A 21,986-nucleotide genomic window follows, 5' to 3' on the forward strand; every position below is an offset into this window, starting at 1 on the left:
GTAAGCACTTTCAGCAGGATTCCAATGCGCGCAGGCTGATAATTGCGCGAGCGGCAAACTCAGCCCGATTGCGGCGATGCAAGGACAACAGAGGTTTCGAGCTCGGACCCGTCTCGCAGCAGGGAAATGGCCACCCTGTCGCCGGGCGCGTAGGCGTCAAGTGCATCGTTGATGTCTTCCGAGGATCTGATAGCCCGCCCATCTATGGCCGTGATAACATCGCCCGGTACGAGGTGGCCCGAGGGGGCTTGCCGGGCTGCGCGCAGTCCAGCGACAGCAGCGGGTGACCCGGGCTCCACACCAAGGACAAGAACTCCCTCGAGACCCTGTTGCGCGGCCAACTGATTGATCCTGTCACTGTGGCGGATGCCCAACACGGGGGGCCGATACGTGCCGGTTGAGATCAGCTGGGGAACAACGCGGCTCACCGTATCTACCGGCACCGCGAACCCGATCCCGGCACTGGATCCCGATGGGCTGAAAATCGCCGTGTTCACCCCGATCAGACGCCCTGCACTATCGATCAGCGGGCCACCAGAATTGCCGGGGTTGATTGCGGCATCGGTCTGGATCAGGCCTTCGATTGTTGCACCGCCACGTGTCGGGATCTCCCGGTCGAGCGCCGAGACGATGCCGGTCGTCAGCGTCCAATCGAGACCGAAGGGATTGCCGATGGCCAGAACCGACTGGCCGACCTGCAAGCTCCCGCTCTCGCCGATGGTTAGTGGGCGAGGTGCATCGAGCCCCGTGTCGATCCTGAGAACGGCCAGGTCGTGCTGGGGGGCAGTTCCGACAAGTGCTGCGTCGAGAACACGGCCATCCGCCAGCCTGACTCGCGCACCGGACGCACCGGCGATCACATGATTGTTGGTCACGATATGGCCCTGATCGTCCCACACGAAGCCCGATCCAGTTCCCCGTGGTACGTCCATCGCCCGTCGTGACCAGGGATCCAGGACGCGCTCTTCGGTCGTGATAGAGACCACCGACCCGCGCGCCGTCTCGAATAGCGCGATGGTGGTGTTTTCATGCGGCGCAAGGGCGCCTCTCGGCGTCACTATCTGCGCATCAGGTTCGCGCCAAAGGTCTGCAGAGATGAATGCCGCAGCCCCCGCAACAATCAATCCGATAACAAATGCGACGAAAGGCTTCCTGTTGATCAACATGGCTCTATCCAAACAGTGATCTTGGTTCAAACTCGGTCTTCATACGTGAATTAAGGGGCATGGCTTTTCGATTTCAACCATGGCCGGAGGCCACGACACGGTCCTCCAGCGACCCTTAGGCATAGCTATTTTCGGCCCGTCTGGCAAAACACGTCAGGTCTTTGTCTTACGATCTGCCGTCGGCTGTTCTGCGTCGTTGGAATTATTCAATTCGCTGGCCTTTCATTTCTGCATTGATGTAAGTATGTCTTTCTGTGATCAGTTCTTATCGAAAAAATGATTAGGCGGAGACTTTACCTCCTGCGAACCTCAAGCCCTTTGGCGGCCCCTGCTTGACTCGGGGGCGAAAGTTTGCTGCCCTTATCGAGCTATCAATTTTCCACCATTCCCCTCCTGCAGCATCGCTTCCATTTCGTCCAAGCCATCGACGGCGGAGCGCATCTGCGCCTCATCAGCTACGCTCGCAGCTTCAGAATCCACAACGCCGCTGCCAAAATCCATCTCCATCTGGCGCTGTTCCTCGGCGATGACGGCTTGAACGACAGGCGCGGTTTTTTTTGGAACGGCGTCGGCTTGGCCTGACGGTTGACCATCGCCAGCCTGGCTCGCCCTCTCCACATCGGCTTCTGTTCCCCCTGGCCCATCCGACGGCGGCGTCATCGGCATGGCGCGCACACTCAGCGGCAGCGTGCCTTGCGATCCCCCTCCTCCCGGCTTCGGAAACGGCAACTCCCCTGTCTGCGCCGCGTGGATCGCCTTGAACAGCCGATCGTCGAAGTACTGGATCCGCTTCGCACGGACCGGCATCTGGGCATCGATGACCATGACGATTTCATCGAGCGGCAGACGGCGCGCCTCATCTTCGGGCAGGAGAGAGCTTTCTTCGGTCCGTGTCGATTGGCTGCGGCCCTCGAAGGGGTTCTTGCCGATGGACTGGGAGCGCGTGACAACGGTCTTCGTGGTCTTGCCCACTGCTTTGCTGAGCTCCTCGACGGTTTTCTCATCCGAGGGCGTCAGGTAGAGCTTCACGCCGGCGTTGCCCTGCAGCGCGCGGCGGGTGTTTTCGCCGTAGATTTCATCGAGGGCGGGGATGGTTTGCGTGACCACGGCCAAATGCCCGCGATAGGTCCGCAGGGTCTCGATGCTCTCGACCACGATGGGCATCTTGCCGAGACGATTGAACTCGTCGAGCATGATCATTACGGGCCAGGGCTCATCCGGCCCGGGGTCCTTTTCCTGCATGGCTGAGAGGAGATCGGAAAAGAACAGCCGGATCAGGGGTGCGAGGGGCTTCACCATCAGCGGCTGGACCACGAGATAGACCGAAAAGGGCTTCTTGCGGATCGTTCGGAAATCAAAATCCGACACCGCTGTCGCCTCATCGATGGCCGGGTTCTGCCATTGATCGAGCCCCGATGTCATCAGGAGCGAGACGTAAGAGGTCAGCGTATCGTTGTTGGTCGAGGCCAGCCGCGTGAAGATCAGCTTGGCGGCCCTGTTGTCCACCTCATGGCCCCGCGCGAAATACTCCTTCTGCTTGTTCCCGCCCGAGGCGGCGATGCGGTAGATCTCGCCCAAGGTCGGACGCTTGCGCTGGAAGGCCAAGAGCCCTGCTGCCACAAAGAGATCGATCCCGCCCTTGAGCAGCCCCTGCACCCGGTCATTGTCGCTTTGCAGGAAGAGCGTCGCCAGGAGCTGCAATTCCATCTGCTGGCGCGCGGGATCTTTCAACTCATAGATGCGCAGGAGCGGGTTGTAGCGATGCGTGCGCTTGCCCTCCCAATCGGTGGGGGCAAAGCGATAGACCTTGTCGCCTTGGGCTGCGCGGTGCCGGGCCGTGGCCTCGAAACACTCGCCCTTCACATCGAGCGTCACGGCGGAGCCTTGCCAGGTCAGCAGGTTCGGAATGACAAAGCCCGTGGTCTTGCCGCGGCCCGTGGGGGCCACGATCAGCGCATGCGGGAAGACCTTGGAGCAGATGTAGTTGGCGCGGGAGCCCGGCGGCCCCAGCTTGCCGAGGATGAACCCGGTGCCCGGCGCCCCGAAGAAGCCATTGGCCTTCATCTCGCGCGCGGTCTGCCAATGGGTCTGGCCAAACCGTGTCAGAGCGGACCCCGAGAGGGCGAGGCTCAGCATCAGCCCGGCGGCGGCGAAGCTGCCGATGATCAAGTGAATAAGTTGCGCGTCCTCCGGGCGGCGATCGAGGATCGCCATGTAGTTCTGCGCGATATAGGCAAAGTCGATCTCGGCCCCGAACCCGAGATCCTGGTAGGTCAGCACCGCCGAGGCGATGGTATAGCCCATGGCCCCGGTCACCAGCGTTACCAAAAAGACCCCCGTGGCGATCCGCGCTTTTCCCATGGGCGCGCTCAATGGACCTGACCCCGCTCGGTCTCGCCATCCACGTCTGTGGTGCGGTGTTTTTCATATTCGGTGTCGGCAAGATCATCGACCACCTGGCGCAAGGCCTCCGTGTTGGCCGTCGCTGCATCCGATTGCAGGTAGACCTTGGCGACATAGAGCCGGTCGAGGCGGTCCTCGAGAACCTTGTCCAGCGCATCGGCATCGCCAGATGTGAGCCGGTCGAGTTGGCGAACGTCCAGCACCCGCGCGATCTCGCCACGGAAGGCGTCCCGCTCCGCCTCGGTCTCGAAGGGCGCGGACAATTCCCCGGCCCGCTCATGGTCCAGAACACGCGCAATCTCGTCTGCAAGGCGGTCGGCACGGTCAGACTGCGACGCAGTTTCACCGCGGGCTGCGAGGAGTGCGTCGCGCGTGCCAGACCCGAGCCCATCGCGCATCTCGGTTTCGCGGCGGACCTGATTGATGACCTCCGTGTCGCTTATCTCGACGACGGCCGCATAGGTCGCGCCGAGGCCACGGGCAAGGTGGGACGGCATGTCCGGATAGCGCGCGCGCAAGTCATCCGTGACAGCGTCTGCAACGGGCGTGCGGAGGTCGCGTCCCTCCATGATGCGGTCGACCTCGCGGGTGATCTCGCTGGCGCGGGCCGCATCGGTGATGGTCTCCCTGTAGGGCTCAGACCGGTCGATCACATCGCCGGGACGTGCGAGCAAGTCCGGGTGTGCCTCGAGATATGCGCGCTGCTCGGTCTCGATCCGGCGCTCCGCCCTTGAGACAACCTCCCAGTCCCGGTCCTCGATCTGCTGCGCTGTCAGGCCGTCTGCGCGCATTTCCTGACGGATTGTCCCTTCCATCGCCCGGACCGCGTCCCGGTGATAATGGAACCGCTCGCTGACCGCTTCTGCTTCCACGACGCCATCCCGGCGCAGCACGTTCTCCCGTTCCAGCAGCGTGCCGAGCGCGACATGCACATCGTTGAGAATGTCGCGCGCCTGTTCCAGATCGGCGCGCCGTTCGAGGTTCAGATCGCGCGCCTCAGCCACTTTGGAGAGATCATTGGCGATCCATTGATGCTCGAGCGCTGCATTTGAGGCGCCCGTCTCGATCCGGGCCACCACTTCCGATGTGCTGATCCCGGTGCCCCGTAGTGCCGCGTCAATGCGCGATCTCAGATCGGGCTCTGACAGACGCTCGCGCTGGCTGGCGTCGATATTGGCTTCGGAATAGATCCCGCCTTCCGAGGGGGTCTCTGACAGCGTGGATGATCGCAAACCGAGAGGCTGCATGTGCTGGACCTGCGTCTGGATCTCGATGAGGCGTTTTTCCAGCACGGGACGTTCCGCGTCAGACTTCTCGGCGATCATGCCCTGCACCCGCGCGAGCTTTTCCGCATAGAGGCTTCTCAGATCCTCGAAGCTTTGATCCTCGGCCATATACACATCTCCTGTTCGGTCCACCTGCCCGCCATGCGCCAGCACCTCGCCCGCGCGGAAGAGTGCTGCGGCAATATCCTCGCGGGCCTCCCTCGAGGCCTCCGCAGCAAGCGAATGGTAGACGGTTCTGGTGTTGGCGATTTCCGCCAGCGTCCGGGTCAGGTCCTGCCCCACGCGTTCCCGCTCGCGGGGTGCGCGGCCCTCTTCTTTCGCCGCATAGACCTCGCTTGTGCGGGCCGGGTAATGCACGACCCCGCGATCCACCCGGCGCGTCGCTTCCAGCCGCACGCCGTACTTCTCCGCCTCCTCGACCATGGCGAGGCGGAAATCGTCATAGTTGAATCGATGGTTGCGCCCCAGGTAGAAGAACTCGCCCTCCTGCGACCGGCGGTTCAGCACCAGATGCGCATGGGGGTGATCGCGGTCTTCATGCACTGCGATGATGTAATCGAAGTGCCCCTTTTCGGTCTGGAAGAACCGCTCGGCCACATCCGTCGCGATGTCGCGCACATCTTCGCCCCGCGTGCCGATGGGGAAGGACATGAGCATGTGGGTGGTCTGCCCAAGCTTAGGCTTGAAGCCCGCATCCCACCGCTTGGCAAAGCGCTCGGTGAGGTCCTTGATGTCCTTCGCTTCGAGCTTCGCCTTGCCATCAAGGAACCCGCTACTGTCCACGATATGAGTAGACTTGGTGGTGAGGTAATCGAGCTGGTTCATCAGCTGCGATTTGGTATGCGTGCCCCCACCCCGGATCGCCTTGAAGACCGCTGGCCGATGCCCTGCTGCCGCGCGCGAAAGCTGGCTCTGCTTGGCGACATGCAGCCCCTGCATCGAGCCTCGGATTCGGCTCCAGCCGTCCCGGAAGACCTCGCCAGTGACGGTATGGACGGCATCATTCAGCCGCATGGGCAAACTCCCTCAGCGCGGCCGTAGCCTCCAGCTGCATCGCGTCGCGACGACGGCGCAGGAGCAGATCGATCTCGTCAGCAGAATCCAGGATGAACCGCGCCAGCCCGCGCATCTGCGCAAGCCGCAATTCGGTGAACTCCGAGCCGCCCCCCTGCCCCTGCCGATTGGCCTGAGTCATCTGCTTGGCGATCTGCGCGACCCCATTACCGACCTCGTGCAGAGAGGCCCTGTAGCGCGCCATCTCTGCTGCCATCTGCGCATCCGGAACGAACACCCCGCCTGCCGCCTGAATGAGCCGCCGCAGCCCCTCGGCCCGGCTCTCGATCCCGGCGGCGGCCAGCACCTCGTCGAGCGCCGCAAGCTCCGCAGCGGTGACCTTCACACTGACCGCCGAGACCGGGATCGCGGCATCCGTCTGACGCTCGGCATCGGCTTTCAGGACGTAGCGCACGGCCCGCGACGTAACCCCAAAACGCTCCGCAAGCTCAGACGTCGACACACCCTCCGCGGCCTCGTGAACGATCTGCATTTTCTCGATCTCTGTCAGGCGTTTTGTTCGGGACATGCGGAAGAAAGACCCCCTATTTCCTGCCACCTTCCACCAAGGCTGCCCCCACCTTACGATAATATACCAATATGTCAATTATATACTTGCGTCGCATTCAGGCTCAGGCAGCCTTGGTGTCCGCTTCCCCCGCGGCCCGCAGGGACGCGGCTCTGCCGACCTCACCACCGGGCGACACCTGTCCTAGGGGTCCGGTCCGCCAGCCCCGCCCGAGGCTCTGGCCGAACACGCATGTGTTCGGACGGAACCGCGGGCGGGCGCAAACCCCACCGACAGGGCGGACAGGCAGGGTCAAGGAGGGCCAGATTTGGGTTCCCAAATCTCTGCCGCAAAAACCGGGAGGCCCTGGCCGATAGGTTTTTGTGGATGGCCCCCTTGAGGCTGACTGGCCGGTCTGTCGCGGCCTGGTCATTCCGGGCGGAGTGCGTCCGTTGAACGCGCAAGGACCAGCATCCCTGGAACAGGGATCGGGCCGCCCCAAAATCGTCCTGGGGCGGCCATCCTCGTCAGAGGATTTAGTCCTGGGGATCTTTCGCGCTCGGTAGGAACATCACCAGCTCCGAGACCGCGACCGGGAAGTCGAGCTTGAGGCTGAAGAACTCCGATCCATCCCCGTTGCGGGTGTTGCGGAACATCGCGCCCACGCGCTGAAAACGGGTGCGCTCCTGGCCATCGGTATCGGTGAACTTGACGGGAACGGTGGCGACGTAGTGGTTGGTCATTTGGGTTACTCCTTATTGCGATGAGGATCACCCGGCACGGGGGCAAGAGGACCGGTCGCAAGCGCAAATGCGGAGGGTCCGCGGCCCCGCCGTGGAAGCCGTATTTGTACTTGCCGAAGCGTGAGCTGAGGGCACGAACGGGCCGACCCCGTGCGATCCACATCTATGAGCAAAAAGGAGTGATCCGGATGACCCTTGCCATCACGCAGCCACCACCATCCGCGTCCGCGTCCCGCCGAGCCTGGCCGGGGTGCTGACGGAGCCCGCCCGCGTGGATGCGATGTTCCGAAACACCACCCGAGGGACGCGCAAGTCTTCGGCCTCAAGTGCGACGTTTCGAGCCTTCGTGTCTTGCGATGCTGACGATGTGCGTGAGGTGCGCACCATCCCCAACCCGTACCGATGCGGATGGGCCGCACTCTGACGGGCTGGGTAGAGGGATGACGGTGCTGGCCGCCGCGAGTTGCTGAAAAGTGTGACCGATCGCACGCGCCATGAGACATGACGAAAGGGCCGCGCCAAGCGCGACCCCGTTACGGCCATCACGCGCCCAAGCTGTCGAGCAACCCGCTGGTATCAGGCATTCGCTTCAGCGAGTTGCCGATGTGCTCCCGCCAGCGCGGCCCAACCTCCATTGCGGTGGCATAGGCCCGAGCCAGATCATCGGGCCGGTCCTCGGCCATCGCTTCGATAAGGAAAGCCGCCTGCTCGCGGTCCTTCGCGGATTTCAGGCTCCCTGCCCCATCGCGGCGCCGGTCGGCAATGATCAGCTTGTGGATTGCATAGCGCTCCGGGCGCGGGACCTGGACCAAAACGCCGGATCGATAGATCGCCGCCGCGTGGATCGGCTCAGCGATCAGGAAGTTGAGATAGTTCAATCCTTGGGCGTTCACGCCCAATGCTGGCAGATCACGGATGGTCTCATCTCCGAACGCCGGTGTGAGGAACTCGACCAACTGGCCGCTGCCACCCTGGGCCCATCGCCATGTCCGACCTTGGTCAAGAGCTGGCAGAGGATCGAATTTGAGCGCCGAGAACGTCTCGGCAAGACCCGGGTCGACCTGATCCTGCAACGCAACGCTGAGCTTCTCGAACTGCGCGATGTCGATGTCGCCAGTAATGGCCATACCGCCAATTGACAGACGGATACCAAGCTCGCCTTCATAGAGGCGAAATGCATTGGTTCCGACGATGGTGCCACCCAAACGGAAGGTTCCGGCTGCGGCCATGGCCGACAGGATGGAACCGGTCGCCCGGTCGATGGGCGTCATGCCTTCCGCACGCAAGAGCCGGACAAGCCGCGACCGTTCCGCCTGCCGATCCTTGGCCGTTGCGCGCAGCTCTTCGATCCGGTCGATGCGCGCGCGCGTCTCGTCGCTGTCTTCGCCGATATAGATGAACCGCATCTCCGTCCCGACACGGCGAGCGGCATACCAATAAGCCTTATCCCCACGCTCCTTGAGCGTGGGCTTGCCTTCGACACCGGACAAGGCGTCGTCCTTCAGAAGACGCACCAGGTCGGTATAGGCGCTCATCGCGATGCTGCTGAGTGGGGTCATGCCTATCATTTCCAAGTTTTGCTTGGCATTCATATACCTATCAAAACAGGAAATTGCTAGGCAAAGTGATTTGGAGAACGTCCACACCCATAAAAAACGACGAAAGGGCCGCCCGAAGGCGACCCTCTCTCTTCAATCCTGCGACGCCTTCTTCGCCGGGTCCGCAACCCGCATGACCGTCAGGCCTTTCGCTTCCGCCTTCTGCCCGAGGTTCAGCGCGACCCCGTTGCCGCCGAAGAGCACAACCCCCGTCGCCGCGAACTTGTCGTCTAGCATCTCGTCGTTGCACTTGAACGGTGCCGCCCGCCCGTGTGCGGACCAGCGCGGATCGAAGCGCGCTTGCGCTACCCCGCGCGCCCGCGCCCACCGAGCCGCGATCATCTCCGCCCCGTGCTTGCCACCCTTGTGGCAGAGGAATATCTCCTGGTTGCGGTTCTGCTTGATCCGCTCGCGAACCTTGTCGAGCGTGTTGAAGATCACATCGACATCGGTCCAGTCGGTGGCGCCCGAAACGATCAGGGGCACCCCCTCGACTTTCGACTTCTCGGCGGTTTCGCGATCATGCTGTTCGAGCAGCTGCCGGGCCTCGAAGACCGCCCCGGTCTCTTGCGCCCGGACACTCGCCCGCGAGCCTGCCGCCGGGATGAAGGCGTGACCCGTCTCGATCTCGTAGCATTCCGCCGCCGCCTCGCTCATCACCTCGATGGCGCTGACAATCTCGCGCAGCTGCAGAAAGCGCGCCTGCGCCTCTTCGAGTGCGGTCTCGGCGATCTCCGACCCGTCGTGGGACTTTGCCAGCGCGCCGATCTTGTCCGCAGTGCGGTCGACCTCCTTGCCGAGCGCCACCTTGCGCCGCTGCAGGATCGTGGCGAGCCCATGGGCGAGCGGTTCGATTTCTGCTTCGAGCCCGGTCCCGCGCAACTGACCAAGCAGAGCCTCGAAGCTCTCGCGGATGACGCGGTCGGTCAGGATGTGATCTTCCGGGATCGGCAGCTGTGCGTCCTTCTCGGTCAGTCCGAAAAGCTCGATGGTCTCGTAGGTGTTTGCGGTGTCGTAAGCCATGTCTGTTCTCCAGTATTCGGTTGAGGAGCCACCACGTGAGTGTGGGGGCATGGCCGAATGCCTGGTTTCCGAATCTGCCCGGGTCAGGGACGGCGCAGCCGCCGGCTTGCCGGGCGCAAAAGTTTTCTGCGTGCAGCACCCGACACATGCGCGCCCTCACACACGGGACCGCCCCCCGCCACGGGCACCGCCCTCGCTGAAAAGTTTTGCGATCCTTGACGCGGGCTGATTTGGGGGCCATCCGGAGGATATGCTTCCGCACTCATGTGTGTGTGTTTTGACGGTAGGTTTGCCCGACCCGAGCAGGCAAACGGCCCGACCGGACGCGGAAGACGGATGGAGCGGCGGGATCGTTTTGGCCTCGGGCCAAAACAGACCAGAGCGCAATCCGGCGGAGCGGCCGGGGAGGGACGTGCTCGCGAGGCGGGCAAACCGGGATGCCAGGCGCGACGCCGCGGTGAGGCCGCATGGCCGAATGCGCGACGGACCGAAGGGCCGTTCTCCCCTGCGACACGCGAAGCCGAGCTGGGGAGGCCGCAAGGCTTATGCCAAGGTTGACGTGCAGGCGACCACGCCGCCAGTTATACAAAGTATCTACTCCAGCATTCGACGTGATGGGCGGAACGCGGGCTTTCGCTCCAAGTGCCAGATGATTTGGTAGTGTCCTCTTAAGCAGACCTCGCTTCACCGCGCTAACGAGATAAAAGTCCCAAATGCGGCTACTTAGGCTTTTTCTTAAGGTTTAGGTTCACAGAATTACATGAACACCGAAGTCCTTCGGGAGAAGTGCCTTTGGGAGTAATGTACAGCCATGATCCACAGTCATCGCATTGTGCGCATGCCAGCAAATCCTTAAACGCTTTAACAATAGGCATAAAGTCGTTGGGACTAAAATTGGCCCACTCGTTGAAATGTACGGCCTTATTGACGGTCCAGTCTTCTTCGCCCTTGTGAGTATTGGCTTCCTTGAGACGTTGCCTGCGAGCCTGCGCTTTGGACTTTTGGTCCTCGTTGCCCCAGGATTGCGCCGAGTCGACGGCTTTTCCTAGGAGATCTGACAATCTAGAAAAGGCGCTCGGTAATAGCCCCCCTAGATCGTAGCTGTTATCCGCTCTGAAGACCGTTTGCGCCCCCAGTTGATCCGCAAGTAGTCGCGCTACAAACTCCATGTGACGCCGCAAAATCGGAGCCGCAACTTCGACCTTACCCTTAGTCAAAGCTGCATCAATTTCCGCCCAAATCTCTGGATTTGATTCTACCAACGGACCAGTGTCCACAGACCAACTATCAAAAGCCATAGATGTTTTTCGGGTAACTAGATTTGCCGAACGCATCTGCTCTGCCCAAACTTTGTCATGGGTGGCAATTACGAACTGCGTGTTTGGGAATTCTGCCATCAAAAGTTTGCAAAATTGGTAGCGATGGTCTGCATCGACAGACATCACAACATCATCGAGCAGCGCAACGGTAAAACGGTCACCCAATAGCCGCTTCATCAATGCTAGGTATAGGCATACACCCATGCCATCTTGATGACCTTCGCTATGAAAAGCACCTGGTGGGAAAAGTCCCCGCTCGTAGAAATTCACATCAAAATCGAGACGCCCTTCAGTTGCTTTAAAGCGCGCGACAAATTTTTGCTCATCGCCGTCATTTAAAAGCCGATAAAACTTGCTGAAATCATCTTCGACGGCCTCGTAAAGCTCGTCAAGTTCCGACTCCATCGCTGCGCACCAAGCGTCATATGCGACTTTGCTGGCGTCTCGTGCCTTTTGGGAAGCTGTCTCGGTAAGACGTGCTGCTTTGTAGTCCTTGAACCGCTGTTCAGCATTGATCAGATAGCTCTGTGCGGCCAACGAAGCTGATTGATCAGGCTTCGCACGAATAGCGCTCACAAAGTCCGCCAGTTTGGCCCGAAAGCCTTCAGGTATGGCTGGCCATCCATTGGCCAAGCGATCCTTCAACTCCAAGATTGTTGCGAAAGACTTTAGTTGTTCCTGAAAAAACGCCAAGTCTTTGCCCCATGCGACGACGCTGGACAGCATTTCAACTGCGCTCTCAATCTTGGCAATACGGTGAGTTTCGAGCAGCAGCGCCTTCAAGTTCCCCACTTCATTCGAAAGCGATGATGCATGTTCAACGAGCTTTTGCTTGAGCTCTCCTGCCGCTTGCGATTTCCGCTGCTTGGCGTGTAAATGCGAAAGAAGATGTGCTTCATCCGGCCATTCATGATCGCACATCGGACATGACGGGCCGTCCACCAGCTTTAATCCACTTTCCACCAAATCGCGTTGTTGCAACGAAACAAGGAGCTGTGCGTCGTTTTCAAGTTGCTCTATCTGATCGACAAGAGCTTCTGCATCCGGCGACGGAGATTGTCCAAGCTCGACGAGCTTTTTGTTAAGCTTGTCCAGTTCGATCAGTGCTGCGGATTTATTGAGCGATTGTTCACCAGCAGGCTCTGCCAAGCCTTTGTCGATGATTGTATCAGCTGTTATGGTGTCGTGGATTTCTAGTCCTAGCAGCTGGCGCTTTGCATTGACGGCTTTGAGCATCTCAGCTGCAGACAACGACGTGATGCCTAGGTGCTGCAAGAGTGTATTTCTTTTGTCCCGCGTATTCTTTTCCGCCGCAATCGCTGCCCGGTTGAGCTTGCCGTATGCTGTGTTCAGTGCCGAACGGGTCTGACCCAACTCATCGATCTTTAGAATCTCTTGAATCTGTGCAGATCGCTTCGTTGGTTCGACCAAGATGAATTTCAGAATTTCTCTTCTCGCCAAAGTGATTTCGGGATGCTGAGAAACTTCGTCCAGAATCTCCACGATGTCCGGATCGTTCGGTTCGATACTTGGCTTCTTGGGGGCAGAGACTTTGCGAGTGAGCTTGGCTTTTTTGCCAAGCGTCGGGAAGGATACCTCCAGCTCTACAAATGCAGCATCTGGGAATTTGATGTGGTCTACATGTGGACCATGATCTGCTAGTGAGAGCCCTTTGGTTCCGGTTCCGGTCAATCTGCCAATTTGACCAGTTAGTGCAAATTCGATGGCGTCAATGACCCCACTTTTTCCCGAGCCGTTCGGACCGGATATCGCGAAGGTCTTCTCAGCCAAGTTGATGTCCAACTTACGAATTCCACGAAATTCCTCGATGTGCGCTGAAATGATCTTGATCACAGAACTTCCCCTCCGTCTGGAAGAGTGAAAATCTCGGCTAGATCGTCGGCCTTAATTTTTCGACCTTCTTTCAAGAGCGCTTCAAGCTTTTGTGTTTTGGATGCATCAAAATTTTCATTATTCGAAAGTGTCTCGAGGAATTTGTTTGCGACTGAATCCTGAAGCGACGCCATTTTGCACCATATCTAAATAACTGGTTACACTTTAGGCTGAGCACCGCCCTGCGGAAAGAGGTCTCTTGCAGGAAGGTGAGGGATTACTGCCGAAGGTTCAACCAGCGCCGATTTTTGGGGGTTAGGAGCTGGGACATATGCAATGGCCGCTTTGAGGAAACTGCACTGCAGCATCTCGGCGTTTACGAATGACAGCACCGGGTCGACCACGTCGGGCGTACGGCTTCAGTCCAGATCGACACCGCCGAGGCGCGGCACATGGACATGCGTCCGGATTAGGAACGCAGCTGCCGCGCCCGCGATGGCGCTGAAGAGATGCGCCTCCCACGAGACGCCGGGTTGGCCCGGAAGAACGCCCCAGAGAATTGAGCCATAGAGGACACCGACCACCAGTGCCGCGCCCAACGTGATCAATGAGCGATCCACGAAGCCGCGCGCGACGAGGAAGCCAAACCAGCCGAAGACCAACCCTGACGCACCGATATGGATGGCGGAGCTTCCGAACAGCCAGACGAGTCCGCCGCCGAGGCCGATCACCACTGCGTTCACCGGCAGCAAGGCCCTCGTGGTCGTGGCCACCAGCAGCCCACCCATCACCAGGAGCGGCGGCGTATTGGCCATCAGGTGCGCGAAACTTCCATGCAGGAGGGGCATGGCGATGACGCCATCTAACCCGCCGAGATATCGGGGGATCAGCCCGAACGTCGGGTTCAGGCCGTAGCCGGTGATCCAGTTGACGACCTGCACTGCCCAGAGCAGAGCAATAAAGGCGAAAAGCGCCGCGGTGCGCCCCAAGAAAGCGCGCATGTGATACTTGTTCGTCATGGCGACGACAGTAGACAACTCGGCAATGCCTTCAACGGCTTTCGCGCGCTACCGGGGATGCGGCTGCGGGACCGGAGGTCAGGGCGGCCAACGTGACCAAAGCCCAACCCAAGATAGCACCGTCCATTCTACAGTGAGTTCTCAGGCCGTAGGGGCATGATTTCACGCTCGGGGCGCTTCAGGGCTTCGGCGTATTTGTGGGCATTGTCGTCAATCGTGCCGTGCCAAAGCTTCGAGACGAACGCGCGGGCGTCTTGGACTGTTATGTCTTTCAGCGAAGAGGACAGCGCCATGAAAAGCTCATCCTTGCTGATCGCAGCGGCACTGTGCATGGCGTCCGCGTAAAATGAAGGGTCGTTCAGGACCTGCTCGCTTAGCGGCATCAGCGCAAGGTTCTCCTCCGGGATCGCCATGAAGATCGTGTCCTGCAGGTCGGTCAGATACGCACGCCGCGATGTGGACACCGGCTTTCCCACCGCCTTGGCCTCCAGATATGCCTGCCTTGTCCTGTCGAGCTTTGCCCTTGCATGGGTCATGATGACTTCACGCTTTCGGGCGGGTAGCGCGAATCCGGTGCAGCGCTCGATATGGGCGAGGAGATCTTCAACCTCTGCCTCAACATCAAAGCTCTCGAACCATGGAACCGTCCCTGATCTAGCCGCCATGCGCCCGCCCTCGATGTTGCGATAATATATTTATGCATCACATTTACACCTGATCGCAAGCGGGTGGCGTCCTCCACGTAAACGGACATGGAAAAAGGGGAACCGTGGTCCCACGGCTCCCCTTTCGGTTCAGATCGTCTCCCCCTCGCGCGCCGATTAGGCGACCAAGGACAGCCCCGTGCCTGCATCCTGCGGCTGCTCACCGCTGTCGATGAACGGGATGATCGAGAAGGTCTGCCCGCCGCGCTGCTCTTCGTTCTGCACGGCGTTGACGCGCAGGTCGCCATCGGGCGTGTTGATCAGCAGCGACAGGTAGTCATTGCCCGTGCGGCTGCTTTTGGCCATCCAGGCCGAGCCGACGCGGATCGGTGTGCCCCGGGGCGAGCTGACCTCGATGCGGTAATCGGGGTGGGTCTCCTCGGATTTGTAGCTGTTTTCGATCAGCATGAACTCCAGATCGAACATCATGTTGGCGATGTAGCCGGTGAAGGCGTTGTCGGCGTCCATGGCGGTGAGCTCGCCCGAGATCGAGCCGGATTTCATCAGGCCGTTCGAGACCAGTGGGATGATCTCGAACGCGCCGCTTTGGGCCGCACGCGCCTCTTTCGTCTGCACCGCGTTGACCCGGAACGGGCCGAGGCCGACATCGATCTGCATCGAGATGTAGGGGTTGCCGCTGGTGTTGCCGGTCTCGTTCCAGGCCGTGCCGATGCGCACCTTGCGGCCTGATTTGTTAACCGCCGTCACGTCAAAATCCGGGCTGCGTTCGGACATCTTGGCCCGCGCCTCCAACTGGATGGCGATGTCAAAGCGCGTCGAGTGGATCATGCCGGTGTACTGAGCGGCTGCGGTCTCGACATTGCGGGTGAGGGTTCCTGCGAACATGGGATGGTTCCTTTTGGATTGGCCGGTGTCTGACGTCCTTGCCAGCGCATCCGGGTTTGCTTTCTCGACCCCTTGAGGGATCACAAATCAGAAAGCCTGCTTTCCCTTTCAGCCCCGCCCACGGGTCAGAGCTGCTGTCCGAGTGGGAATGCCCCCGCGCCTCCTTGTGCTACGCCCCTGCCCTGCCCGTCTGGTCTTGATTGGCTGCCCTGATTTTCCGCGCTGTCCTCCGATCACGCGATGAAGAACTCCGCCTCTTTTCCGTTCAACCGTTGCCCTTCCCGGTCGGTCAGACCGATGCAGCTACCATTCGGCACATAGGTGATGAGGTACTGACCGAGCCGGTCCTTGTGGACAACGTAGCCGGTATTGGCCCAATGCACGGTCTGGCCGGCATCGACGGCCGCCTTGATGTCTTCGAGTGTCATGCGATCCTCCTCAAGAAGAATGGTGGGGAAACGACGCAAGAAGCCCGATCTTCCAACCGGGCTTCCATGCAGTATTCGTTTGGCAAAAAGCTGGGTCCTGTCAGGCACTTTGCGCCGCTTGCATCGCGCGCGCCGCCATCCAATCCTTCAGGCCAAGAACCGTTCTTCCGGCTGCGACCTCGGAGGCCCAGGCAACCCTTGGGTCGCCGCAGGGCTCATCGCCGGAATGCCGGTAGATGTGGCCATTGGCCATCCATGGCTCAGGCTGTATCCGTCGCAGCCAGTCCGCCATGCTCGGGATACGGCCCTGACAGTCTTCGCGGACATGCTGCTCGCCGATCCAGCGCACGGGGATTTCTCGACCCGCGCTATTGGTCAGGGTCAGGCCGAAGACACGTTCGGCTTCAAACAGGCCAAGGGCGTGATGGCGCAAAGCTCTGTGCGTGAAGAGCGCGAGGTGCTCTTTCGAGGCATCGAACCAGTCATGTATGGACTGATAGTCAGACGGCACCCCGCCGAATTTCCGGGCAGAGCTTTCGGCATGATGAAGCGGATGGGCCATCTCACAGCCCCTCGTCATAGCTGTGCGAGCATTCGACATAGCGGTCGGCATGATCCAAGGTGACACTGTCGGCGGTGATGTCCCAGGTCAGCGTGCCATAGCCGCCCTCGTTGTTCTCGAACCCCGGGTGATGGTGATAGGCGAGCGACCAGGCGAAGTCGCCAACCTCTGTGGCAAGCGGCTCCGGCAGTTGGATCTCTGCAGGCTGCACCGTCACATCCTCGACATTGCCGGAGTCGCCATAGCCTTCGTATTCGGCAGTGACCTCGCTGATGCCTAGCGCACGTAGTTGCGCGAGCAGCTCCGTTCGGGATGCCTTCAAGGTGGTTTCGCGCTCTGCACGCCACTGAGCCGCCATTGCGGCATAGTCGATCTGGGGATTGGTCATGGGTCTGTCCTCTTGTCTGAACTTGGGGGGGCCGGGCCTGGCATTGGTCAGTGCGCGCCCGGAAAGCGCAGATCGGCCAAATCCCGATCCACGCCGCCCGACCGGAAGCTCGCTTTGACTTTTCAGGCGGCTTGTTCTGCCGCTCTAGCGGCTCGCTGCCCCACGATCCGGGCCAGAATGCTTCCCGTGTCGATCCCGTCCCCATGCGGCAGGAACACCCGCAGCTGGAAGGCAATGATCTCGGTGAAACACCCCATGGCCTTGAGGCCTTCGATCATGCCCTTGTCCGCACCGCCCAGCTCAAGGCGCATCTCGCCTGCGACCCGGCGACGGGTCAGGGTCAGACCCCGGCCCAGATCGACAGGCGCGGTGGTGCCAAGGGCGGCGGTCAGCATATCCTCCGGCGTTTGCGGGTTGGAGACGAGGAAGCGGGCGCGCAGCGCTGCCGCGCCTTGCTCGCTCAGCGTCCGCCCGATCATCGCGGTCGCCCCGTCGGGCGTGACCCGGTAGATGCGCTCATTGGTGGTCGGAATGTCCTTCCAGATCGGCAACAGCAGCCCGGTCAAAAGGTAGAGCTTGGTCGTGGTGGTTTTTGGCAGGGACGCAGCCTCGGCATCCCACAGCCGTGCAAACTCAGGCTTGCCGATCTCTTCCCAAGCCGAGGACTCAAACCGTGCCTCTTCGAGATAGCTCGACCCGTTTGGCCGCACCGCCTTGCGCATCAGCGTGACAATGTCCTCGTCATACATCTGCATGGGCCGCGCCGAGATGAGCGCCGCGCGACCGGAGGCGCGATTCACCATCGGCAGCTTGTCGGGATTGCGCGACATGGCCTCTTTGGCGCCCAGGACATGCACTGGGTCGGTCACCTCAAGCCCGATGATCCGCGTCACGGCGCCGGATTTCGGGCAGGTCCAGAGATCTTCCGTGGAGACCTGTTCTATCTTGTCGCCGCGTAGGGTTTCGACGCCGAGATCGAGCGTGCCCGCCGCGCGCGCCCGTTCGGTCTGATCAGCGATCCGGCGCATGAACTCGGCAAAGAGTGCGTTCTGCATGTGGATGGGAAGTGCAAGCACCCGGTTGAGAAACCGCTGGATCGGGGGAAGCTCCTCAAGGAGCACCCCGTCCTTGTCGATCAGCCGCAGGGCCGTCCAGTCGGTGAAGCTCTCATAGCTCATCGCCTCTGCGCGCCCGGCGGCAAGATCGGCGAAATACCCGCGCAGCGCCGCCCGTGCGATTGGGCTTTCGAGATTGTCCTCCTCGCGGAACATGCCCTGCGAGCCGGTCTCGCGCTGGCCCTTCGTCAAGGCCCCCAGCTGGTCGAGGCGTTTGGCTATAGTCGACGTGAAGCGTTTCTCGCCATGCACATCGGAGGTGCAGACCCGGAAGAACGGCGCGCTGACCTGGGCCGAGCGATGCGTGCGGCCCAGCCCCTGAATGGCCGCATCCGCGCGCCAGCCGGGCTCCAACAGGTAGTGCCGGCGCCGTTTCTGGTTCTTCGCCGTTTGCGCCGCGTGATAGGACCGGCCCGTACCGCCTGCATCGGAGAAGATCAGGATATCCTTCTCGCCGTCCATGAAGGCTTGGGTCTCGGAGGAATTGCTGCTGGCGCTGCGCTTTTCGATGAAGAGATGACCATCCTCGGCCTTCAAAGGGCGGATGGACCGGCCCGTGACCTCTGCGACGGCCTCGTCGCCAAAGGCCCAGAGGATCTGGTCGAGCGCCGAGGGGATCGGCGCCAGCGTCATCAACTCCATCATGGCCGCATCGCGCAGCGCGAGCGCCTCGCGCGAGACAACGAGCGTCCCGGTCTCATCCCGCAAAGGTTCCGCCACCATATTGCCGTCAATCTCGACCAGCTTTTGCGCATGGATCGGGAAGGCCTGTTCGAGGTATCCCAGGACGTAGTCGCGCGGCGTTAGCGCGCCCTCGACCAGCTCGTCCTCCGTGTCCATCGTCTCAAGCCGACGCTTCAGCAGGCTCTCGCCGGTCGAAACCACCTGGATGACGCAAGCGTTGCCCGCCGCGAGGTCATCCGCGATGGAGCGGATGATGGTCAGGGCCTTCATGCCCATCAGCAGATGATTGAAGAAGCGCTGCTTCGTGCTCTCGAAGCGAGATTTGGCAGAGGCGCGTGCGGCCGAGGCATTGGTCTCGCCAGAGGCGCCGTTGACGCCGGTGGCGGTCAGTGCCGCTTCGAGATTGTGGTGGATCGTACGAAACGCGCCCGCATAGGCGTCGTAGACCTCGATCTGGGCCGGGGTGAGCGCGTGTTCGAGCACGTCATACTCCACCCCATCAAAGCTGAGGGCGCGGGCCGTGTAGAGCCCGAGCGTCTTTAGATCGCGCGCAACCACCTCCATGGCGGCGACACCGCCAGCTTCCATCGCCGACACAAAGCTCTCGCGGCTTGGGAAGGGGTATTCGGGGCCCTGCCCCCAGAGCCCAAGCCGCGCGGCATAGGCGAGGTTGTGCACGCTCGTGGCACCCGTGGCCGAGATGTAGAAGACGCGGGCGCGGGGTGCTGCCAGTTGCAACCGCAGGCCAGCAAGGCCCTGCTGGGAGGGTTTGACCCCCCTGCCCTGCTCGGACCCCGCCGCATTCTGCATGGCATGGGCCTCATCAAAAGCCAGCACGCCGTCGAACCCCTCGCCCATCCAGTCGAGGATCTGGCTCAGTCGCGTGGTGCCGCATTTGCCCGCGGACCGCAGCGTGGCGTAGGTGACAAAGAGGATGCCGTCGCCCATCGGGACGGGCTGGTCCGGTTTCCATTTGGAGAGCGGCTGGATGTCGGCTGGCGAGCCGCCGAGATCGGTCCAGTCGCGGATGGCGTCCTCGATGAGCGTGGCGGATTTGGAGACCCAGATCGCCTTCCTGCGCCCGGAAAGCCAGTTCACGAGAATGAGCCCTGCGCATTCGCGGCCCTTGCCGCAACCGGTGCCGTCGCCGAGGAAATAGCCAAGGCGATAGGCACGTGCATCCGGGTCATCATCGGCGCGCGTCAGCTTGGTCTGGTCGTCATCGATGGTAAACCGACCGGGCAGATCACGCCCATGGGCATCATGCGCCATGATGATGGTCTCGAGCTGCGCCTCGGAGAGATGTCCCTCCTCGATCAACCGTGCGGGCAAGCGCAAGTCATCACTGCCCGTGTTTGAGGGCATGGGCGGGGCAACCGAGGCCATGGCGATGCTCTCGACCAGCGGCGTGGGATGTTCCTGCGCACCCACGATCTCGATCCGCTGTGGGCGATAGCGCGCATAGATGTCCGAGATCGGCGTGTTGTCGCGCGGGGTCTGAAGGCTCGTGCAGCTGAGCGGACGGACGGCATTGGCCCGAGATTTGGAGGCGGCCACAGGCGCAGCAGCGGTCTTGCGCGGGGCAGAAGATCGAGCGGTCGGCCGCTCGTGAGGGATCGCTTCAACCCGTTGGACGGGGCGCATCTCGGTCCGGGTCGCGGCCACGGCGTCGACATATGCCAAGGCTTCATCCAGATCCCGGACATTTGCGCGGATCATCTCGCCATCCTCCTGCATCTTGTCGAAGATCATGAGCTGGGTTTCGACAGAGGTGCCGAGCTTGCGGTAGACCTGCCCCGGCATCGTCAACGCCAAGCGCGGCGTCAGGAGACCGCAGGCGCGGGACCAATGCGCGGCATCGCGTTCGGGCGTGAACCCCTGCGGCATGACAGCCACCAGCCGCCCGCCGGGTGCCAGGCGCTTGGCAGCCGCGATGAGATGCTTGGCGGCGATGTGCTTGTCTCGGGAGCGATCGACCGAGGCGGCAAAGGGCGGGTTCATCACCACGACGTCGGGTAGAACCGGGGTCTGCAGCAGATCATCGATATGCTCACCGTTATGGCCCGTCACATCGCCGCCAAAGACCGCGCGCAAAAGGCTCTGGCGAAAGGGGTCGATCTCGTTGAGCACAAGCGTGGCACCAGCCCGGGTAGCGAAAGCAGCCAGGGCACCGGTGCCAGCCGAGGGCTCCAGCACGGTCTCGCCCTTGCGAATGGATGCCGCCCGCAAGACCAGCGCCGCGAATGGCAGCGGCGTGGAAAACTGCTGCAGCCGGATCTGCTGCTCGGAGCGGCGGGTTTCCGTCAGGAGCCGCGAGGCAAGCAGCCTTGCAGCGGCGATGTCACCTGAAGCACCTTCCCCACGCAGCAGCACCTGAACAGCCGCGGCCTGCATCAGGTCATATGCCATGCGCCAGTCCCAGGCACCGCCGGCATCGCTGCCATGGAACGTCTCGCGCATGATACGCGCGAGCGCTGAACTGCGCAGGGGTTGGTTGTCGACCTCCGCGCCGATCTGCGCGAGGGCAGAGGCGAGGTTAGCGTCGGATTCAACAGGATTGGGGAGCGTTGAGCGGGGCTTGGACATGTGGGTTTCCTTTGGATCAGGGTCTGAGTTCCAAAGAACAAAAAGCCCGCTCTACACTTTGAAGGCGTAGAGCGGGCAATTTCTTAGCGGGGGGCCTGCACCCCGATCATGGCCACTGCTGCGCAGCATGAAGAACGCGCAAAATGGTCACCATCTCAGGGCCTTCAACATAAACCACGATGTAGTTTGGCCGAACAACCATCTCCCTAGTCCCGTCCACACGGCCCGCGCGGTACATCTGAGGGCGTTCTGGAAGGAGGGACGTCTTGTGTTCAATCTCGTCTTTGAGAACTTGGGCGGCATCCGGGTTGTCGTCAGAGATGTAGTCAATGATTGCCAGCAAGTCGGCTATGGCCGTGGCTTTCCATTCAAGATTTGGCAAGGCGCTTCCCGTCAATCAATGCCTGGGCGTCTTGCATCGCCTTGGCATGGGGCGTTGTGGGCCTAGGATCGTCCAGCGCTTCCTGTACCTTCGCCCGGAACCAGGCGTCATAGGCATCCGGATCAGAAGTCAATCCGGCAGGCAAGCCACCTTCTGCGGCCACGCGGGTCAGAAGAATACGCACCGCGTCGGAGAGCGTCAGACCGACGCCCGCAAGTGCGTCCGAAGCCTGTGCTTTCAGCTGATCGTCAACACGGACATGAAGCATGGATGTTTGGGCAGGCATGGATGGTCCTCCAGTTGATGGGAGTGATGTATCTCATTTGAGATACGAATTCAA

General features: G+C 61.2%; 16 protein-coding genes and 1 pseudogene. All 17 read right to left on the reverse strand.

Features of this window, described 5'->3' with window-relative positions; all coding sequences use genetic code 11:
* Positions 1 to 59: 59 nt before the first annotated feature.
* On the reverse strand, positions 60 to 1,058 hold the full coding sequence (locus BUB53_RS19480; RefSeq protein ID WP_444544462.1) for a S1C family serine protease: 999 nt from the start codon (positions 1,056 to 1,058) through the stop codon (positions 60 to 62).
* Positions 1,059 to 1,526: 468 nt separating this feature from the next.
* Positions 1,527 to 3,527: a type IV secretory system conjugative DNA transfer family protein gene (locus tag BUB53_RS19485; RefSeq protein ID WP_073037302.1), complete on the reverse strand. Its 2,001-nt coding sequence runs from the start codon at positions 3,525 to 3,527 to the stop codon at positions 1,527 to 1,529.
* Positions 3,528 to 3,535: 8 nt separating this feature from the next.
* The gene (locus BUB53_RS19490; protein ID WP_073037304.1) at positions 3,536 to 5,869 is read right to left on the reverse strand and encodes a relaxase/mobilization nuclease domain-containing protein; all 2,334 of its coding nucleotides are present in this window, start codon (positions 5,867 to 5,869) and stop codon (positions 3,536 to 3,538) included.
* Positions 5,856 to 6,437, reverse strand: coding sequence for a helix-turn-helix domain-containing protein (locus tag BUB53_RS19495; protein WP_073037307.1), 582 nt, complete (start codon positions 6,435 to 6,437; stop codon positions 5,856 to 5,858). Before BUB53_RS19495 ends, BUB53_RS19490 begins: the two co-directional genes overlap by 14 nt.
* 515 nt (positions 6,438 to 6,952) lie before the next feature.
* On the reverse strand, positions 6,953 to 7,159 hold the full coding sequence (locus tag BUB53_RS19500; protein WP_064260176.1) for a hypothetical protein: 207 nt from the start codon (positions 7,157 to 7,159) through the stop codon (positions 6,953 to 6,955).
* Between the two features lie 542 nt (positions 7,160 to 7,701).
* Complete coding sequence (locus tag BUB53_RS19505) at positions 7,702 to 8,718, reverse strand: nucleotidyltransferase family protein (protein ID WP_268238479.1); 1,017 nt, start codon at positions 8,716 to 8,718, stop codon at positions 7,702 to 7,704.
* Positions 8,719 to 8,850: 132 nt separating this feature from the next.
* The gene (locus tag BUB53_RS19510; RefSeq protein ID WP_073037309.1) at positions 8,851 to 9,780 is read right to left on the reverse strand and encodes a DUF2493 domain-containing protein; all 930 of its coding nucleotides are present in this window, start codon (positions 9,778 to 9,780) and stop codon (positions 8,851 to 8,853) included.
* 719 nt (positions 9,781 to 10,499) lie between these two features.
* The gene (locus BUB53_RS19515) at positions 10,500 to 12,953 is read right to left on the reverse strand and encodes an AAA family ATPase (RefSeq protein WP_073037311.1); all 2,454 of its coding nucleotides are present in this window, start codon (positions 12,951 to 12,953) and stop codon (positions 10,500 to 10,502) included.
* A 398-nt stretch (positions 12,954 to 13,351) separates the two neighbouring features.
* Entirely contained in the window at positions 13,352 to 13,933 is a 582-nt protein-coding gene (locus BUB53_RS19520; protein WP_073037362.1) for a rhomboid family intramembrane serine protease, read from the reverse strand.
* A gap of 146 nt (positions 13,934 to 14,079) precedes the next feature.
* Positions 14,080 to 14,616 carry a hypothetical protein gene (locus BUB53_RS19525; protein WP_229709604.1) on the reverse strand — a complete coding sequence of 179 codons (537 nt, stop codon included), beginning with the start codon at positions 14,614 to 14,616 and terminating at the stop codon, positions 14,080 to 14,082.
* Positions 14,617 to 14,772: 156 nt separating this feature from the next.
* Positions 14,773 to 15,501, reverse strand: coding sequence for a DUF736 family protein (locus BUB53_RS19530; protein WP_073037313.1), 729 nt, complete (start codon positions 15,499 to 15,501; stop codon positions 14,773 to 14,775).
* A 125-nt stretch (positions 15,502 to 15,626) separates the two neighbouring features.
* Positions 15,627 to 15,929, reverse strand: a pseudogene (locus BUB53_RS19535) (hypothetical protein).
* Positions 15,930 to 16,029: 100 nt separating this feature from the next.
* The gene (locus BUB53_RS19540; protein WP_073037315.1) at positions 16,030 to 16,491 is read right to left on the reverse strand and encodes a DUF6915 family protein; all 462 of its coding nucleotides are present in this window, start codon (positions 16,489 to 16,491) and stop codon (positions 16,030 to 16,032) included.
* Position 16,492: 1 nt separating this feature from the next.
* Positions 16,493 to 16,879, reverse strand: coding sequence for a DUF6878 family protein (locus BUB53_RS19545; protein ID WP_073037318.1), 387 nt, complete (start codon positions 16,877 to 16,879; stop codon positions 16,493 to 16,495).
* A gap of 122 nt (positions 16,880 to 17,001) precedes the next feature.
* Positions 17,002 to 21,264, reverse strand: coding sequence for a strawberry notch-like NTP hydrolase domain-containing protein (locus BUB53_RS19550; protein ID WP_073037320.1), 4,263 nt, complete (start codon positions 21,262 to 21,264; stop codon positions 17,002 to 17,004).
* 106 nt (positions 21,265 to 21,370) lie between these two features.
* On the reverse strand, positions 21,371 to 21,646 hold the full coding sequence (locus tag BUB53_RS19555; protein ID WP_040884151.1) for a type II toxin-antitoxin system RelE/ParE family toxin: 276 nt from the start codon (positions 21,644 to 21,646) through the stop codon (positions 21,371 to 21,373).
* Positions 21,633 to 21,932: a type II toxin-antitoxin system RelB/DinJ family antitoxin gene (locus BUB53_RS19560; protein ID WP_008327444.1), complete on the reverse strand. Its 300-nt coding sequence runs from the start codon at positions 21,930 to 21,932 to the stop codon at positions 21,633 to 21,635. Before BUB53_RS19560 ends, BUB53_RS19555 begins: the two co-directional genes overlap by 14 nt.
* Positions 21,933 to 21,986 lie beyond the last annotated feature (54 nt).

It is taken from the genome of Roseovarius pacificus, from assembly GCF_900142665.1.
GTDB lineage: Bacteria > Pseudomonadota > Alphaproteobacteria > Rhodobacterales > Rhodobacteraceae > Roseovarius > Roseovarius pacificus.